This is a genomic window from Exiguobacterium sp. JMULE1 (assembly GCF_013337175.1).
GTDB lineage: Bacteria > Bacillota > Bacilli > Exiguobacteriales > Exiguobacteriaceae > Exiguobacterium_A > Exiguobacterium_A indicum.
Genome location: NZ_SGWC01000002.1, coordinates 2065100 through 2082633, shown reverse-complemented (window position 1 = coordinate 2082633; position 17534 = coordinate 2065100). Strand labels below are relative to the sequence as shown.

General features: G+C 50.0%; 17 protein-coding genes, 1 pseudogene and 1 other annotated feature. Of the genes and pseudogenes, 16 read left to right on the top strand and 2 right to left on the bottom strand.

Going from position 1 to position 17534, the window contains the following annotated elements:
- The first annotated feature begins 61 nt into the window (after nt 1–61).
- From EXW93_RS11240 to EXW93_RS11210, 7 genes are all read left to right on the top strand, one after another.
- Nucleotides 62–1402 (top strand): ribonuclease E/G, encoded by a 1341-nt coding sequence (locus EXW93_RS11240; RefSeq protein WP_058264755.1) that lies wholly within the window; start codon nt 62–64, stop codon nt 1400–1402.
- A 74-nt stretch (nt 1403–1476) separates the two neighbouring features.
- Nucleotides 1477–1546, top strand: a sequence feature (ribosomal protein L21 leader region).
- A gap of 15 nt (nt 1547–1561) precedes the next feature.
- On the top strand, nt 1562–1870 hold the full coding sequence (gene rplU / locus EXW93_RS11235; protein WP_012370978.1) for a 50S ribosomal protein L21: 309 nt from the start codon (nt 1562–1564) through the stop codon (nt 1868–1870).
- 3 nt (nt 1871–1873) lie between these two features.
- Complete coding sequence (locus tag EXW93_RS11230) at nt 1874–2212, top strand: ribosomal-processing cysteine protease Prp (RefSeq protein ID WP_023468945.1); 339 nt, start codon at nt 1874–1876, stop codon at nt 2210–2212.
- Nucleotides 2213–2226: 14 nt separating this feature from the next.
- Complete coding sequence (gene rpmA / locus EXW93_RS11225; protein ID WP_012370976.1) at nt 2227–2505, top strand: 50S ribosomal protein L27; 279 nt, start codon at nt 2227–2229, stop codon at nt 2503–2505.
- Between the two features lie 68 nt (nt 2506–2573).
- The gene (locus tag EXW93_RS11220; RefSeq protein ID WP_023468944.1) at nt 2574–3056 is read left to right on the top strand and encodes a Spo0B domain-containing protein; all 483 of its coding nucleotides are present in this window, start codon (nt 2574–2576) and stop codon (nt 3054–3056) included.
- 15 nt (nt 3057–3071) lie between these two features.
- Complete coding sequence (obgE, locus tag EXW93_RS11215) at nt 3072–4367, top strand: GTPase ObgE (RefSeq protein WP_023468943.1); 1296 nt, start codon at nt 3072–3074, stop codon at nt 4365–4367.
- A 53-nt stretch (nt 4368–4420) separates the two neighbouring features.
- On the top strand, nt 4421–5695 hold the full coding sequence (locus EXW93_RS11210) for a hemolysin family protein (RefSeq protein ID WP_074668414.1): 1275 nt from the start codon (nt 4421–4423) through the stop codon (nt 5693–5695).
- Nucleotides 5696–5736: 41 nt separating this feature from the next.
- Here EXW93_RS11210 and EXW93_RS11205 read toward each other — a convergent pair whose 3' ends face one another.
- Nucleotides 5737–6279, bottom strand: coding sequence for a transcription repressor NadR (locus EXW93_RS11205; RefSeq protein ID WP_055968707.1), 543 nt, complete (start codon nt 6277–6279; stop codon nt 5737–5739).
- A 24-nt stretch (nt 6280–6303) separates the two neighbouring features.
- A complete protein-coding gene (locus EXW93_RS11200; RefSeq protein ID WP_023468940.1) occupies nt 6304–7386 on the bottom strand; it encodes a cysteine desulfurase family protein in 1083 nt (360 codons plus the stop codon).
- A gap of 98 nt (nt 7387–7484) precedes the next feature.
- Here EXW93_RS11200 and EXW93_RS11195 point away from each other — a divergent pair, with 98 nt between their 5' ends.
- The 9 genes and pseudogenes from EXW93_RS11195 to secD all read left to right on the top strand — a co-directional run bounded on the left by EXW93_RS11195 (nt 7485) and on the right by secD (nt 17482).
- Entirely contained in the window at nt 7485–8954 is a 1470-nt protein-coding gene (locus tag EXW93_RS11195) for an L-aspartate oxidase (RefSeq protein ID WP_055968705.1), read from the top strand.
- Nucleotides 8878–9720: a carboxylating nicotinate-nucleotide diphosphorylase gene (gene nadC / locus EXW93_RS11190; protein ID WP_023468938.1), complete on the top strand. Its 843-nt coding sequence runs from the start codon at nt 8878–8880 to the stop codon at nt 9718–9720. The genes EXW93_RS11195 and nadC overlap by 77 nt, the downstream gene beginning before the upstream one ends.
- Nucleotides 9710–10807 (top strand): quinolinate synthase NadA, encoded by a 1098-nt coding sequence (nadA, locus tag EXW93_RS11185; RefSeq protein WP_023468937.1) that lies wholly within the window; start codon nt 9710–9712, stop codon nt 10805–10807. The genes nadC and nadA overlap by 11 nt, the downstream gene beginning before the upstream one ends.
- 163 nt (nt 10808–10970) lie before the next feature.
- Entirely contained in the window at nt 10971–11564 is a 594-nt protein-coding gene (gene ruvA, locus EXW93_RS11180) for a Holliday junction branch migration protein RuvA (protein ID WP_023468936.1), read from the top strand.
- Nucleotides 11565–11568: 4 nt separating this feature from the next.
- Nucleotides 11569–12564 carry a Holliday junction branch migration DNA helicase RuvB gene (gene ruvB / locus EXW93_RS11175; protein WP_023468935.1) on the top strand — a complete coding sequence of 332 codons (996 nt, stop codon included), beginning with the start codon at nt 11569–11571 and terminating at the stop codon, nt 12562–12564.
- A 4-nt stretch (nt 12565–12568) separates the two neighbouring features.
- Nucleotides 12569–13609, top strand: a complete 1041-nt coding sequence (queA, locus tag EXW93_RS11170; protein ID WP_023468934.1) for a tRNA preQ1(34) S-adenosylmethionine ribosyltransferase-isomerase QueA — start codon at nt 12569–12571, stop codon at nt 13607–13609.
- Complete coding sequence (gene tgt, locus EXW93_RS11165) at nt 13609–14754, top strand: tRNA guanosine(34) transglycosylase Tgt (RefSeq protein WP_029342245.1); 1146 nt, start codon at nt 13609–13611, stop codon at nt 14752–14754. Before queA ends, tgt begins: the two co-directional genes overlap by 1 nt.
- Nucleotides 14755–14826: 72 nt before the next feature.
- Complete coding sequence (gene yajC / locus EXW93_RS11160) at nt 14827–15117, top strand: preprotein translocase subunit YajC (RefSeq protein WP_029342244.1); 291 nt, start codon at nt 14827–14829, stop codon at nt 15115–15117.
- Between the two features lie 153 nt (nt 15118–15270).
- Nucleotides 15271–17482 (top strand): annotated as a pseudogene (gene secD / locus EXW93_RS16300) (protein translocase subunit SecD).
- Nucleotides 17483–17534 lie beyond the last annotated feature (52 nt).

Below are 17534 nucleotides of genomic sequence, written 5' to 3'. Positions count from 1 at the left end.
ATGGGAAATTAGACTAGGACGACATCGTCGCGCCTAGTCTAATTTTTTTGGAGGGATCAGTATGCGATGGATTAGTGAACAGACCGCTTCGCTTGAACGATTAGCATTGGTCGAAGGCGGTCGATTGATTGAATATCATGAACGGATGCGTGACGAGATCCGGGTCGGCACATTCGTCTATGCCAAGGTCGACCGGTTGCATCCGACGCTCGGGGCAGCCTTTTTGATCGCGACTGACGGTACACCGCTTTATTTACCGCTGAATGAGACGGTGGAAGCACTTCGCCGCTATCCGGACGTACCGACGATTGGACAAGCCGTCCAGGTCGGACAGACGTTACTTGTCCAGGTCGTCAAGGAAGGGGTCGCACCAAAACAACACAAGGTGACGCAGAATATCACCTATGGTGGACGTTATCTTGTCTATTTTCCATACGGTCGCCGCATCCGTTTCAGTCGGAAGCTGGATCTCGTCGTTCAGCGTCAACTGGCGGAGCAATTGACGACAACAGAAGAAGAAGGAATTCTTTACCGAACGGAAGCAGCGAAAGCATCAATCGATGAATTGAAACAAGAGCTGCAGTCATTACGGACACGTCACAAAGAACTTTTGCAGGCGCCGCGTCTTGAACAAGATGAGGCACTGATCGTCCAAGAAGCGAAACGACTTCCACACGTTACTGATGCACTCGTCATGACGCGTCCGGAAAAGGAACGACTCGAATTGCTTGGTCTGTCCGTCGAACGCTCGCTACGAAAAGGACGCTTACCCGAGATGGAAGCAATCGATGGCGCAATCGAGAAAGCGATGCAACGGGTCGTCTGGCTTGACGGAGGAGCGTATCTCTTGATTGAAGAGGTCGAGACGATGACTGTCATCGACGTCAACAGTGGGAAGACGATCTCCGTCAAGGAACAAAAGCGGACGTTTGATCAAATCAATGAAGCGGCTGCTGTCGAAGTCATGCGGCAATTGCGGTTACGCAACATCAGCGGGATGATTGCGATCGATTTCCTGCGTGGTTCAAGTAAGGGGCAGACACGGGTGACCCAGCTCCTCAAAGAGCGCGCGGCACTCGAGACGAAACAAATCGAAGTCTATGGGTTTACGAAGATGGGTTTATGCGAACTGACACGACAACGTCACGGGAAATCGCTACAGGAACGCTCGCAGGAATCCGGACAGTGGACGCGATTGAGTGTCTATCGCTTGATTGAACCGAAGTTACTTGAGATTGCGACCTATGCGGAAGCAGCCGTGATTCGCGCACCACGGCATCTGTTGCAGGACGAATTCATCTCTCGTCAACCGCTCGAAGTCCATGTGCTCGAAGGCGATCCAGCGGTCCTGTTCACCGGGTCGTCACAGGACTGTCTCGATTTCATCAAACGATCGGAATAATCCTTCAGAACAGCATTGACAAGGTAGAAGAACGTTTGGTATTCTGAATAACGTTAGTTCGTTTGGAAGCACCCAAATGACTACAACCGCACAGACCGGGTTTTAAAGCATTCGCTGCCCGTGATGGCGAGTCTGAGTTCCTAAGAGGAGGTGCACGTAATGTACGCAATTATCAAAACTGGTGGTAAACAAGTCAAAGTTGAAGCTGGCCAAGAAATCTACGTTGAGAAATTAAACGCAGACGTCGACAGCACAGTTGAATTTGGTGAAGTATTGATCCTTGGTGGTGACGATGTTAAAGTCGGCGCTCCACTCGTAGAAGGTGCGAAGGTCGTAGCAACGGTCATCAAACACGCTCGCGCGAAAAAGATCACTGTCTTCAAAATGAAAGCGAAAAAGAACTACCGTCGTAAGCAAGGTCACCGTCAACCTTACACGAAGGTCCGCATCGAGAAAATCGAAGCGTAAGCCATGATACGTGTCAAGATTCGACGAGATGAAGCGGAACTCGTCCGCTCCATCGAAGTGACAGGACATGCCGAGTTTGCAGAACCAGGTCTCGACCTTGTCTGTGCCGGCGTCTCGTCGGTGATCTTCGGGGCATACAATGCCATAGAAGCATTACTCGGGCAGGTCCTGCTCCTTGAAATGGCAGAACAACAAGAGGGTGGCTACTTTTATGTAGAACCGTACGCTGACTTAGCACCGGATGTCAGTGAGCGCACCCAATTGTTACTGGAAGCGACTTTGGTCCAACTTGGTACCATCGCTGAAAGTTACGGTGAGTTTATCCAACTTGAACAAGTATAGGAGGTGGATTCCACATGTTGAAACTTAATCTTCAGTTCTTCGCATCGAAAAAAGGGGTAGGTTCGACAAAGAACGGTCGTGACTCGCAATCGAAACGCCTTGGGGCGAAACGTGCAGACGGTCAAACTGTTTCTGCTGGTTCAATCCTCTACCGTCAACGCGGTACGAAGATTCACCCAGGTATGAACGTCGGACGTGGTGGCGATGATACACTTTTCGCAACTGCAACTGGTGTCGTTCGTTTCGAACGTCTCGGACGCGACAAGAAACAAGTCAGCGTTTACCCAGCATAAGGATCGACGAAGCAGACTCTAGCCACTTTCGAGGGTTAGGGTCTGTTTTTTTTAGGAGGGAACGACCGATGGAGGAACAGCAGGTACTTGATCTTTTAAAGACTCTTCGTCACGAGTGGTTGAACCGGATACAACTCGTCCGTTCGTATGGCGCGATCGGAGACGAACAAGCAGTCGAGTCGATTTGTTCGGCGTACCGGGAGCAAGCATCTCGGGAAGGACGTCTAGCGCGAATCGGATTGCCGAAAACCGCACTGGCGTTACTGCAAGCTGAATGGTCAGGCAAAACTGTGACGTATGATGTCATCGGAGCACCCCACATGGAAGATGAGCGGCTGAAGCAACTCGTCGAAGCAGCCATCGCCATGATTGATGTAGGAGTAGGTGAAGTATCCGTGACCTTCCACGAGGGCGTGACCATCGAGATCTATCGGGATCTACTAGATATGTCGCGCCTTGAGGATCTAGTGACGCCGATGGAAATCGAGTCGCAGACGGAAAATGAGTGTGTGATTGAGATTGAAAGTCTTCCGTTTGAGGAAGAGAAGTAAGAGGAGGGATCCGACATGTTTGTCGATCAGGTAAATATTTATGTAAAAGCAGGTGACGGAGGACGTGGGCAAGTAGCGTTCCGTCGCGAGAAATATGTTCCGGACGGCGGTCCTGCCGGCGGTGACGGTGGTCACGGGGCACACGTCGTCCTTGAAGTTGACGAAGGACTTCGGACATTGATGGACTTCCGTTACAAACGTCACTTTAAAGCGGTTCAAGGTGAAAACGGCATGTCAAAAGGGATGCACGGTCGTAAAGCCGAGCATCTAATCGTCAAGGTTCCACCGGGCACAGTCGTCTACGATGACGATACAAATGCAGTCATCGCTGACCTCGTCCATCACGGACAACAAGCGATCGTCGCAAAAGGTGGACGTGGCGGCCGTGGGAATACACGTTTTGCGACACCAGCCAACCCAGCACCTGAGCACGCTGAAAACGGTGAGCCAGGAGAAGAGAAGTACTTGAAACTTGAGCTGAAGATGCTAGCAGACGTCGGTCTCGTCGGTTTCCCGAGCGTCGGAAAATCAACGATGTTATCGGTCGTTTCAGCAGCACGTCCGAAAATCGGCGCATATCACTTCACGACGATCACACCGAACATCGGTGTCGTCGAAACGGAAGATAGCCGTAGTTTCGTCATGGCTGACTTGCCAGGATTGATCGAAGGCGCAAGTGAAGGGGTCGGACTCGGTCACCAGTTCCTCCGTCACGTCGAGCGGACGAAAGTCATCGTCCACGTCATCGACATGAGTGGGATGGAAGGTCGCGATCCAATCGAAGACTACAACATCATCAATAAAGAACTCGCGGACTATAATCTGCGCTTAACAGAACGTCCGCAAGTCGTCGTCGCGAATAAGATGGACATGCCAGATGCGGCAGAACATCTTGAAGCCTTCAAGGAAGCTTTCCCAGAGCTTGAAGTATTCGAGATTTCAGCAGCAACACGTCAAGGGTTACGCGATCTGTTATTCCGAATCGCTGACCTCGTCGATGCGACACCAGAATTCGGTCTTGAGGAACTCGAAGAGAAAACAGCGACACCACGTGTCGTCTACGGTTACGAAGCACCAGAAGCTGGCTTTACGATTTCGAAAGATGAAGACGATTGCTTCGTCATCAAAGGACCACGCATCGAAAAACTCTTCACGATGACGAACTTCATGCGTGAAGAATCGATTAAACGTTTCGCTCGGACACTGCGTCAAATGGGTGTCGACGAAGAGTTGCGTCGTCTTGGTGCGATCGACGGCGATGTCGTTCGTATCCGTGATTTCGAGTTCGAATTCGTCGAGTCATCATTCTAAGCGGTTCATTCCATTAGGAAACGGAGTGTGAAAGCATCGTGGACCCATTGCCCATGATTTCAGTCGTTTGGTTAATTCCGATTCTCATGTTATCTGCGTTCTTTTCCTCAGCTGAGACGGCACTCGCGAGTGTCAATCGGTTGCGGTTGTTGCACCAATCGGAAGCAGGGGACGCGCGTGCGTCCCGTGTGTTTCGCTTACTTCAACGCTACGAAGAGACACTGACGTCGATTTTGATTGGGAATACGATCGTCAACGTCGCCTTTATCTTATTTGGTGGCTGGTGGATCATCCAGTTCGTCGAGACGATCGCAACACAAACCGTTGCCTTTCTTGCGCTGTTTTTTCTGTTGCTGTTGTTCGGAGAATTGATACCGAAGTCGTATGCTCGTGAACATACGGAACGTTACGTGTTATTGATCGGACGTCCACTGCGTTTCTTCTTACTGTGCTTTCGACCGCTCGTTTTCCTGTTACTCCGCTTACGCCAATTGGCGCTACGATTGATTGGGGCTGATCCGAAAGGACCGCTCGTGACCGAACAGGAACTCAAGGCACTCGTCGATATTAGTCAGGAAGAAGGGATCATGGGGCTTGCAGAGGCTGAACTCGTTCATCAAGCAGTTGATTTTCAACATGCGACGGTCGAAGATGCGCTGACGCCACGGATGGATATTCAAGCGATCGATATTGATGCGCGGCTCGAAGACATCATTGCAGAAGTCCAAAAGGGTGGCTATTCTCGTCTACCGGTCTATAAAGATTCGATTGATCACGTCATTGGTGTATTATCGGAGCGGGACTTTCTGCGTGCATACGTGAAGAACGGCTCCGTTGATATCCGAGAATGGATTCGACCGGTATCGTTCGTCGTACCACAGACGCGATTGATGGATTTATTACCGGAACTCAAAGTCAAGCAGTCCCACATGGCAGTTGTCCTTGATGAATTCGGAGGGACGGCAGGTCTGATCACCCTTGAGGATATTTTAGAAGAAATCGTCGGGGAGATTTGGGATGAACACGATGAATCGTTGGAATATACGAAACGGATTGGTCCAGAGCAATACGAATGTCTAGCGGAGTATGACATTGAAGACTTCTGTCAGCAATTTCAATTGACGATGCCGGACACCGATGCCCAGTCACTTGGGGGATGGATCATGGAGGAGAGCGGTCAATTGCCAGACGTCGGAACGGCGATGCGTTATGAACGTGTCACGTTGACCGTCTTGCATATCGAAAACCGACGCGTCCGCAAAGTCTTAGCAACGTTCGATCCTCCTGCTACGATGCCGGAGACACGACTTGAACCGATTGAACGATAAAAAAACCGCTTATTCCTTAGGAATAGGCGGTTTTTTGATGTTCAGACATCGAGTTCCGAAACGAGAATTCCGAGACGATCGAGTTTAGCGATAGCGGCTTCCAGTGCGTCTTCATGATCAGCCTCAAGCGTATGAATATGGACTCCGTCCGTCAGGCTCGAGAGTGGAGTGGCTTGCGTCTCATGTAACTTCTCTAGCAATACCCGGACATCCCGGCGGCTTTTTAGCATCAATTCTCCAGTGATGAAGCCGTAGACGGGATGTTCGATGATGACATCGCGGACGACGACCCCTTCGTCAACAATGGCGTCACACTCATCCTTTAATTGATCGATGCCGTGACGACAAACGATCTTGCGACGTAATTTCGATCCGTCGATTTCAGGATCATTGATTAAATAACCTCGAGCTGTCGCGATGACAGGATATCCTTTTGCCTTTAACAAAGATAAATCCTGCACGATCACTTGACGACTGACGCCTGCTTGTTTCGCCAGTGCCGTTCCCGTGACAGGTTGCTCACTTTCCTCAATCATACGAAGTAATGATTTCCGGCGTTCTTCTCCGGAGATGCGTTTCCCCATCATGTCTCCTACCTTTCTTCAGTGTCATGAGATCGTGTTCAACACATCAATGCACTGTTCGATTTCTTCGTTCGTCGTCTGTCTTCCAAAACTGAGTCGTATCAACCCGTGAGCCGCTGATTCGTCAAAGCCGATGGCACGTAATGTCGCATTCGGACCGTTTTCTCCAGCACGACAAGCACTACCAGCGGAAACCGCGATTCCAGCACGATTCAAGGCGAGCAATGCGTATTGACCATCCCGTTGCTTCGTATGGATGGCGCAGATGGAAGCGAGTTGCGTCGGCGACTCGATGATCGTGTAACGAGACGAAGACAATGTTTTTTTTAGCATACCACGAAATCGACGGCTTGAAGCTTGGATTCCTGGATTTTCGAAGCGAGACGCCTCACAGGCAGCGATGAAGGCGGCAATTCCTGGAACGTCCACTGTGCCTGGGCGGATTCCGAATTCGTGATGTCCCTCGTAATAAGGGCTGAAGAGCGGACGCCGCAAGTACAAAGCGCCCAATCCTTTTGGTCCATACACTTTATGACTACTCATCGTGTAGGCATCAAAAGCGTCGATGTTGATTGCATCTTTTAAAAATCCTTGGACACCATCGCAATGAAACAGAATCTCGCGCGATTGACAGTATGCTGCAATCCGTTCGACCGGAAAGCGAAAACCCGTATCCGAATTGACATGTTGAATCGAGACAACACCGATTTCATCCGTACAAGCTGCAACGAATTGTTCCCAATCGAACGTTCCGTCCGGTAATAAAGAAAGGTGTCGTGTTTCTTGTGCCCAGCGCGCAAGCGGAAGCAAGACCGAGTCGTGTTCACATCGAAGTGTCAAGACAACTGATTTGTTACTCTGTCGCATCAGATGGGTCAAAGCAATGTAGTTTGCTTCAGATCCACTCCCTGTAAAGATGACGGTTCCTTCTTGTTGAGCCAATTGTTGCATCAGATACTGACGAGCTCGTTCGAGTAAACGTTCAGCGTTGCCACCGATGTCATGAAGAGAAGAACTGTTGCCGTAGAACGACTGAGCGGCTTGTTGATAATGATCGAGTGCTTGTGGATGCAGCGGAGTCGTCGCTGCGTAATCGAGATAGATCATGAAAAAATCCTGTCCTTTCGTCTTGTCACTCAGCTAAAAGTATGCCAAACTTATTGTCAAGTCAATAGTAAACATTTAGATATAGAGGTGTAAAACATATGTCTTTACATAAAAGGATTGAGACGGATGTTTTGATCATTGGAACAGGGCTCGCTGCAATATCGGTCGCTCTGCATCTTCCACCCGGAACGGAAGCGTTGCTTGTCACAAAAGGCACGCGGTTTGAGACAAATTCCGTTCGAGCACAAGGTGGGATTGCTTCCGCTTATGCAGAAGTCGATCATCGTGATCACTTTGAAGATACATGCCAAGCAGCAAAAGGGCGTATCAATCCGTCCGTCGTCGATTACGTCACTCGATCGGGAACCGAGGCGATGGAATTCTTGTTACGACAAGGCGTTCCATTCGATCAATCCGAGGGAGAGTTTTTGCTCGGTCGTGAAGGAGCGCATCGTTTGTCGCGGATTTATCACTGTGGCGGGGACGAGACTGGTAAACGGATCATGAAGACGTTGATGCCGCGAGTACCATTTCCGATTCTTGAGCAGACGTGTATCACGGAGTTGATTCAAGTCAACGGGCAGGTAGTAGGTGCAGTCGGATATAGCGAGGGAGAGCCAATCGAGATTGTGGCGCGCGCGACGATTCTTGCGACCGGTGGAGTGGGTGGATTATTCGCGGCGTCGACGAATGACCCTTTGATTCAAGGAGACGGGATTGCACTCGCCTTTGAAGCGGGGGCGACGATTCGTGATCTCGGTTATATCCAGCATCATCCGACGGTACTCGTTCATGCTGGTCGCTCGGAAGGTTTGATCACGGAAGCACTACGAGGTGCAGGAGCGACGCTTGTAACGAAAAATGGTGACCGGATCATGGCGGATCATCCGATGCAAGATTTAGCGGCGCGAGATGAAGTCGCAAAACGAATCCATGAGGTGCGAAAATGTGAACCGGTCTATCTCGATACGTCAAACGTCGTCGACCGGACGAAACGGTTTCCAACGTTTGTTGAAAAATGTGAAAAACTGAACATAAATCCGGATCTCGTTGAAATTGCACCAGGCATCCATTTCTTGATGGGTGGGATCGAAACGGATCTGACGGGGCAGACGCATGTCGAAGGACTTTACGCGGTTGGTGAGACAGCATCGATTGGACTACACGGTCGAAATCGTCTGGCGTCGAACTCGCTCCTTGAATGTGTTGTTATGGGGAAAGCAGTAGCAGAACAGCTCGAGTTGTTACCGGAACTTTTAGTAAAACAAGTGAAACGACGCCCGGGAACACTTCGTTCCGTAACAGACCGTCTATCACAGGTCATTGGTGTCGAAATGGATGTTAAGCAAATAGAAGATAGTTTAGAAGAGTTAAAAAGCTGGACATTAGACGAATCCGGACAGGAAGCGGAAGAGAATCGATTACGTCACGTAACGGCATGTCTGTTGCTTGAAGGGGCGCGAAGTCGGTTGACAGGAGAGGATGAGAACGTTGAACAAGTGGCAGTTACGGCAACAACTGGAAGCATTTTTAATCGAGGACATCGGACAGTGGGATATCACGAGTGAAGGATGTCTGACGGGACAAGAACGCGGGACCGGTCGTTTTCTAGCAAAGGAAGACGGTGTCTTTTGCGGAGTCGACATCATTCGGGAGATGGCACATCTCTTACAAGTCGACGTGACGATTCATGTAGCGGAAGGGACGATCGTCACGCGAGGAACACTCCTTGCCGAGTGGTCTGGTTCGTTACAGGACATTTTAAGCGGAGAACGGGTCGCCTTGAACCTAGTGCAACGCTTATCTGGGATTGCGACGAAGACACGTCAAGCGGTCGAGGTAGCAGCAGGACGAATCCGAATCACGGATACACGAAAGACGACCCCTGGATTACGAATGCTCGAAAAACATGCCGTTCGCGTCGGGGGTGGATATAGTCATCGCGGACGTCTCGATGACGCCGTCATGATCAAGGATAACCACATCACAGTCGCGGGATCGATCACAGAGGCGGTGGCGCGAGCAAAACGTGTCGCGGGTCATACGACACCAATCGAAGTCGAAGTCGAGACGGAAGCGGAAGTACTGGAGGCAGTGGCTGCAAAAGTCGATATCATCATGCTCGATAACCGGACACCAGCAGAGATCAAACAGCTTCGGCAATTGATTCCACCGCATATCACGGTCGAGTTATCCGGCGGAATCACGATAGACACGTTATCAGACTTCGCGGATAGCGGAGCAGACGTCATCTCACTCGGGGCACTCACCCATTCAGCAACAGCGCTTGATATCAGTATGAAAATCGAAGGAGGAAAAAAAGATGTCATTTGACTTATTACGTCATGAGGGGATTCCGGCGTCGTACTTACAGCAATCGGAAGCAGAATTAATTGCGATCATTGAAGGGGTCAAAGCACGGATGGGCAGTCGCTTGTTCTTACCTGCCCACCACTACCAAAAGGATGAAGTTGTCCAGTTCGCGGATGCGACGGGAGATTCGCTCCAGCTCGCGCAAGTCGCGAAGCAGATGACAGAAGCGGAATATACAGTCTTTTGTGGTGTCCACTTCATGGCAGAGACGGCAGACATGCTGACGGATGCGTCACATACAGTTGTTTTGCCTGACATGCGTGCTGGCTGTTCGATGGCAGATATGGCGAATGATACGCAAACGGAGCGCGCCTTTACAATCTTGACGGAACGATTCGGGGAGTCGATTTTACCGTTGACGTATGTCAATTCGACGGCAGCCATCAAAGCATTCGTCGGTCGTCACGGTGGGGCAACGGTGACGTCGTCAAATGCTGTCCAGATGGTTGAGTGGGCGCTTGCTGAACGCGACATCTTATTCTTCCTGCCCGATCAACACCTCGGTCGCAATACGGCGCACGCACTCGGAATTCCGTTAGAACAGATGGCGATTTGGGATCCGATCAAGGACGAACTCGTTTTTGATGGAGAAGACCAGGACGTCCGCGTCATCTTGTGGAAAGGACACTGCTCGGTCCATGAAAAATTCACGGTCGGTCAGATTGAACAGTTCCGCAAGACGGATCCGGAGCGAAAGATTCTCGTTCACCCGGAATGTTCGCATGAAGTCGTGACAGCGTCTGATCTCAATGGATCCACCGCGTACATCATTCAACAAATCGAACAGGCTGCTCCCGGAACGAAGTGGGCGATCGGAACAGAGATGAATCTCGTCAATCGACTCGCGACGACGCATCCGGAACTCGATATCGTGTCGCTCAATCCATTCATGTGTCCGTGTTTGACGATGAACCGGATCGACTTACCGCACTTGGCGTGGGCGCTCGAACAAGTCGAAGCCGGTGAGCCGGTCAACATCATTACGGTAGATGCAGAGACGACGCGGCATGCCGTGCTGGCGCTCGACCGGATGCTTGCGCGTTCGTAAAATAGAGGATCGGAGCGTGGTCGTGCGAACGATCACGCTTTTTTGTCTTCGGATTGAGAGAGCGAACATATGTATTGATTTTTGCTGAAGAACGCTTTGAAGCCAAACGAAGATGTATGCTACAATAACACGAGAGTTTGTTTAAGGATGGGAGCGTTCCACATTGATAGAATTCGTACGCGGCGAAGTCGCTTATGTCTGTGCGGAATTCGTGACGGTAGAAGTTGGCGGGATTGGCTACAAGATCGTAGCACCGAACCCGTTTTTTTATCGGACCGGAGACGAACAGATCATCGTATATACGTATCATTATGTCCGTGAGGACCAAGAAGTCTTATTTGGATTCCGTTCCCGTCGTGAGCGTGCCTTGTTCACGAAGTTGCTCGGGGTCACAGGAATTGGACCGAAAGGAGCGCTCGCGATCGTCGCATCAGGGAATGTCGATGCGCTCGTTGAAGCGATTGAACAAGAGAAGGAAAGTTATCTCGTCAAATTCCCAGGTGTCGGCAAGAAAACAGCGAAGCAAATGACGCTCGACCTAAAAGGAAAGTTAGCCGAGCTCGCACCGGATTACGTACCGAGCGAAGGCTTGTTCGCGCAAGGCAATGCTGAGCTGAATGAAGCTTGTGAAGCCTTGACGGCGCTTGGTTACAGTGACCGAGAAGTCGAGAAAGTCAAAAAAGCGTTGCAGGCAGAAGTCCTGTCGACGGATCAATATGTCAAACGGGCACTCCAGTTGTTATTGAATGTGAGGTGAGGACATGGAAGAGCGCATTTTGTCAGAATCCGCCCATGCGGAAGATCAAGAAGAGTGGAGTCTGCGTCCTCAGACGCTCGAGCAATACATCGGGCAGGAGAAAGCAAAAGGAAACTTAAGTGTCTTCATCGAGGCGGCAAAAATTCGTCAGGAAACACTCGATCACGTGCTTCTCTACGGTCCTCCGGGTCTTGGGAAGACGACGCTTGCGACGATCATTGCGAACGAGATGGGGGTCGGCATCAAGACGACAGCCGGTCCTGCAATTGAACGACCGGGTGATTTAGCGGCGATCCTATCATCGCTTGAACCGGGCGATGTCCTGTTCATCGACGAGATTCATCGATTGAGTCGATCGATCGAAGAGATTCTGTATCCAGCAATGGAGGATTATTGTCTCGATATCGTCATCGGTCAAGGTGAACTCGCCCGCAGCGTCCGAATTGATTTACCACCGTTTACGCTCGTTGGTGCAACGACGCGTGCGGGGATGTTATCGGCACCGCTCCGCGATCGTTTTGGCGTGACGCTGAAGCTTGAATATTATACGATGTCAGAGTTGTCTGCCATCGTGACCCGAACGTCACGATTGTTCGGATTCGAAGCGGATCGTCTGGCTGCAGAAGCCATCGCGCTTCGTTCACGTGGAACACCACGTGTCGCGAATCGGTTGTTACGGCGTGTCCGTGATTTCGCTCAAGTCGCCCATCAAACCGAGATCGATGCCGTGCTCGCGACAAGTGCACTTGATCGTTTGCATGTCGATGCGCTTGGGCTCGACGATGTCGACCATCGTTTACTACGATCGCTTGCAGAACGGTTTGCCGGTGGTCCGGTCGGTCTTGAGACGATCGCAGCGACGATCGGGGAAGATGCGCAGACGATTGAGGATGTATATGAACCATATCTACTGCAACAAGGCTTTTTACAACGTACTCCGCGCGGACGTGTCTTAACACCGTTCGCCCGCCAACATTTAGGACTGAAAGAAGGAAATTGAACCAATGGATGTAAACTTATTTGATTTTCATTTACCAGAAGAACAAATTGCCCAAGTGCCATTGCTCGACCGGACGAGTTCGAAATTGATGGTTCTCGATCGGGAGACGGGTGCGATTCAGCATCAACACTTCCATGATATCGTCGATCACTTCCGCGAAGGTGATACACTCGTCATCAACGATACGAAAGTTTTACCAGCACGTCTCTTTGGTGTGAAGGAAGAGACAGGTGGGAAGATCGAATTGTTACTCTTGAAGCAAACGAGTGACGATGTGTGGGAAACACTGGCGAAACCGGCAAAACGCGTCAAACCAGGAACGATTTTGTCGTTTGGTGACGGATTACTTCGTGCTGAGTGTGTCGAAGCACTTGAAGACGGAGGACGCATCCTGAAGTTTTTCTATGACGGCATTTTTTATGAAGTGCTCGACCAACTCGGAACGATGCCACTACCGCCGTACATTCATGAACAACTCGAGGATCAAGATCGTTATCAGACGGTTTATGCTCGGGAACGCGGAAGTGCGGCAGCACCGACGGCTGGTCTTCACTTTACACCCGAGTTGCTTGAAGCGCTTAAAGCGAAAGGCGTTCGGATCGCACCATTGACGTTACACGTTGGACTTGGCACATTCCGTCCTGTCTCGGTCGACGACGTCGATAGTCACAAGATGCACAGTGAGTATTACGAACTGCCGGAAAGTTCAGCTGCTTTGCTACGCGAAACACGAAAACAAGGCGGACGGATCATCGCGGTCGGGACGACGTCGACACGAACGCTTGAGACGGTCATTCGCGACCATGGCGACTTCGTCGAAGCAACGGGCTGGACGGACATCTTCATCTTCCCGGGTCAGGAAGTCAAAGGGATTGATGGTCTGATCACGAACTTCCACTTACCGAAATCAACATTGATCATGCTCGTGTCCGCGTTATCGACACGGGAACACATTCTGCATGCCTACGAAGAAGCAGTCGCAAACGGCTATCGCTTCTTTAGCTTCGGTGATGCGATGTTCTTAACGAGAGAGGAACGAAACTAATGACAAAACACGCGGTAACATATGAACATATCAAAACATGTAAACAATCCGGAGCGCGGTTAGGAATCGTCCACACGCCGCACGGTAGTTTCGAGACACCAGTCTTCATGCCGGTCGGAACGCAAGCGACGGTCAAGACGATGGCACCGGAACAAATCAAGGACATGAACGCGAACATCATCCTCGCGAACACGTACCACCTCTGGGTGCGTCCAGGACATGATGTCATCAAGGAAGCGGGCGGTCTGCATAAATTCATGAACTGGGATGGCGCGATTCTCACGGATTCAGGTGGCTTCCAAGTCTTCTCACTTGCTGATCTTCGGAACATTTCTGAGGAGGGTGTTCATTTCCGTAACCACTTGAACGGGGACAAATTGTTCTTATCACCGGAAAAAGCGATGGAAATTCAAAATGCACTCGGTTCAGATATCATGATGGCGTTTGACGAGTGCCCACCGTACCCAGCTTCTCACGAGTACATGAAAGCATCAGTCGAACGGACGAGCCGCTGGGCGGAACGTTGTCTTGCTGCGCACGAACGTCCACACGATCAAGCGCTGTTCGGTATCATCCAAGGCGGAGAATACGAAGACTTGCGTCGCCAAAGTGCAAAAGACCTCGTTGCCCTTGATTTCCCGGGTTATGCGGTCGGTGGTCTTTCGGTCGGAGAGCCAAAAGACGTCATGTACCGTGCGCTCGAATTCACGACACCACTCATGCCGGAAGACAAACCACGTTATTTGATGGGCGTCGGTTCACCGGACGCATTGATCGAGGGTGCGATCCGCGGAATCGATATGTTCGACTGTGTCTTACCGACACGGATCGCACGAAACGGCACATTGATGACATCACAAGGACGTCTCGTCGTCCGGAACGCGAAATATGCACGTGATTTCCGTCCGCTCGATGAGAAATGTGATTGCTACGCGTGTAAGAATTACTCGCGTTCGTACATCCATCACTTGATCCGGGCGCAAGAAACGTTCGGTCTGCATCTCTGTTCGACACACAATCTTCACTTCCTCGTCAAGTTGATGGAAGGCGTTCGCCAAGCGATTCGTGAGGATCGTCTGCTCGATTTCAAGGAAGAATTCTTCGAAGAATACGGTTACAATTTACCGAATGCAAAGAATTTCTAACAAATCGTCTGACAAATCAATTCTTTCACGGTATAATGAACGTGATTTGAATGATAAAAGGAGCTGAATCAGATGGAAGGCTTAATCACATTCCTCCCGATGATCTTGATCTTCGTGGTGTTCTATTTCTTGTTGATCCGTCCACAGAACAAACGCCAGAAGCAAGTGCGTCAGATGCAAAATGAACTCTCACGCGGCGACTCGATCGTTACGATCGGTGGTCTTCACGGGGTTGTCCAAAAAGTTGACGACATGACGGTGACATTGAAGTCAGGTAATGCACAATTGACATTCAACCGGAGTGCTGTCGCAGAAGTGACGAAAAAATCAACGACTGTCATGGACGACGAAACTGTCGAATAAGGCATTGAAAAGGCGCTTTCCGGATTCCGGAGCGTCTTTTCTGTTTATATATGAGAAAAACGTTTGCTAAGATTACCATTTCTTTTGTAAGCTAGGATAGGAGAACAAAGTTGTCTGAAAATATACTGGGAACTAGAGAAAGGACAATGTAGCATGATCAAGAAAGGGAAACTTGCCACATTCTTCATCGTCGTCATCGCGTTGCTCGTACTGATTGGTACGACATCGTCATGGTTGTTGAAGGATACGAAGCTTGGCCTTGACCTTAAGGGTGGCTTCGAAGTCTTGTATGAAGTACAACCGCTGAAAGAAGGAGACGTCATCGATCAAAATGCGATGAGTGCGACGCTGACGGCAATCGAGAACCGTGTCAACGTCCTCGGTGTCTCTGAACCAGACATCCGGATCGAAGGCGATAACCGGATTCGCGTTCAGCTTGCTGGCGTCAAGGATCAGACGGAAGCGCGTCAAATCCTCTCTTCGACAGCACAATTATCATTCCGTGACATCAACAATAAGTTGTTACTGGATGGATCGGATTTAAAAGCCAAAGGCGCAAAAGTCGGATACGATCCACAAACGAACCAACCGCTTGTAGAACTTTCACTTAAATCAAAACAAAAGTTCTATGATGTGACTCAAAAGATTTCACAAATGCAACCACCTGCGAATCGTCTCGTCATCTGGCTCGATTACGAGAAAGGTGATTCGTACGAAAAAGAAATTCAAAAAGCAAATTCAAAGATCGTATCAGATGCATCTGTTCAAGAACCAATCAACTCAGATAAAGCGATCATTTCTGGTGGCGATATCGATGCCGCATACGGGAAACAATTATCGTCAATCCTAAACGCCGGCGCATTACCGGTCAAACTCGAGGAAATCTACTCGACGTCGGTCTCTGCTGCTTTTGGACAGGATGCACTTGATCAAACATTGTTCGCGTCAGCAATTGGTGTAGCCGCTGTCTTCTTGTTCATGCTACTGTTCTACCGGATCTCTGGATTCGTTTCGATCATCACGTTGCTGTTCTACATCTATCTTGTCATGATCTTCTTTAACGGGATCAACGCCGTCCTCACGTTACCGGGGATCGCCGCACTCGTTCTTGGAGTCGGGATGGCGGTCGATGCGAACATCATCACCGCTGAACGGATCAAGGATGAATTACGAAGTGGAAAATCCGTCTTGTCTGCATTCAAAGCCGGTAACCGTCGTTCGTTCGGTACGATTCTTGATGCCAACTTGACGACATTGATCTCTGCTGGCGTGTTGTACTACTTTGGTACAAGTACGGTCAAAGGATTCGCCATCATGTTGATGGTTTCGATCGCCGTCACGTTCGTCACGAACGTCTTTGTCTCACGTTACCTGATGCAACTCCTTGTCAGTAGCCGATGGTTCGATAAGAAGAAATCATGGTTCGGTGTAAAGGAGAGTGAAATCCGTGAGCTTTAATCCTACGAAATTCGATTACATCAAACATCGAAAAATTTATTTCGCGATCACGATCGCGCTTGTCATCGTTTCTGTACTCTTGTTGTCGTTCCGTGGTCTGAACCTTGGGATTGACTTCACGCAAGGAACTCGCGTCGAGATTTCTTCTGAGAATCAAATTAAGGAAGCGGACGTTCGCTCCGTCATTGAAGATGCCGGGATCGATGCGGAAGAAATCGATGGCATTCAGTTCGCTCAAGGCGGAAAGTTAGCGAACGTCACGTTCGTTGGTGAATTTAGTCAGGATCAAATTTCTGAAATGAAACAAACGATTGAAGCGCAGTATGATAAGGAACCGAGCATCTCGACGGTTTCCGCACAAGTTGGTCAAGAAATCGCGCGTAACGCGATTTATGCCGTCTTGCTCGCGTCACTCGGGATCGTCATCTACGTCTCGTTCCGATTCCAACCGTTATACGGAATTGCGACAGTACTCGCATTGCTACATGATGCGTTGATGATCGTGGCATTCTTCTCGCTGTTCCAGATCGAAGTCAACTTGTACTTCATCGCAGCAATCCTGACGATCATCGGGTATTCCGTCAACGATACGATCGTTACGTTCGACAGGGTACGAGAAAATCTCGGACTCGCTGAAAAAGGTGGTCGGAAAGTCTCGTTTGATGAATTGGCGCATATCGTCAATGAATCAATCCAACAGACGATCATCCGCTCGATCAATACCGTCGTCACGGTCGTCATGACAGCAGCAGCGCTCTACATCTTCGGTAGCGAAGCAATCCGTGGATTCAGTCTCGCCCTGCTTGTCGGGTTGATCATGGGGATGTATTCTTCGATCTTCATCGCCGCGCAACTCTGGCTCGTCATGAAGGGTCGGACACTTGGTCGTACAAAACGCGCTTCTTAAAAGAGTATCCGCATCAGCTATCGCTGGTGCGGATTTTCAATTATAATGGGGA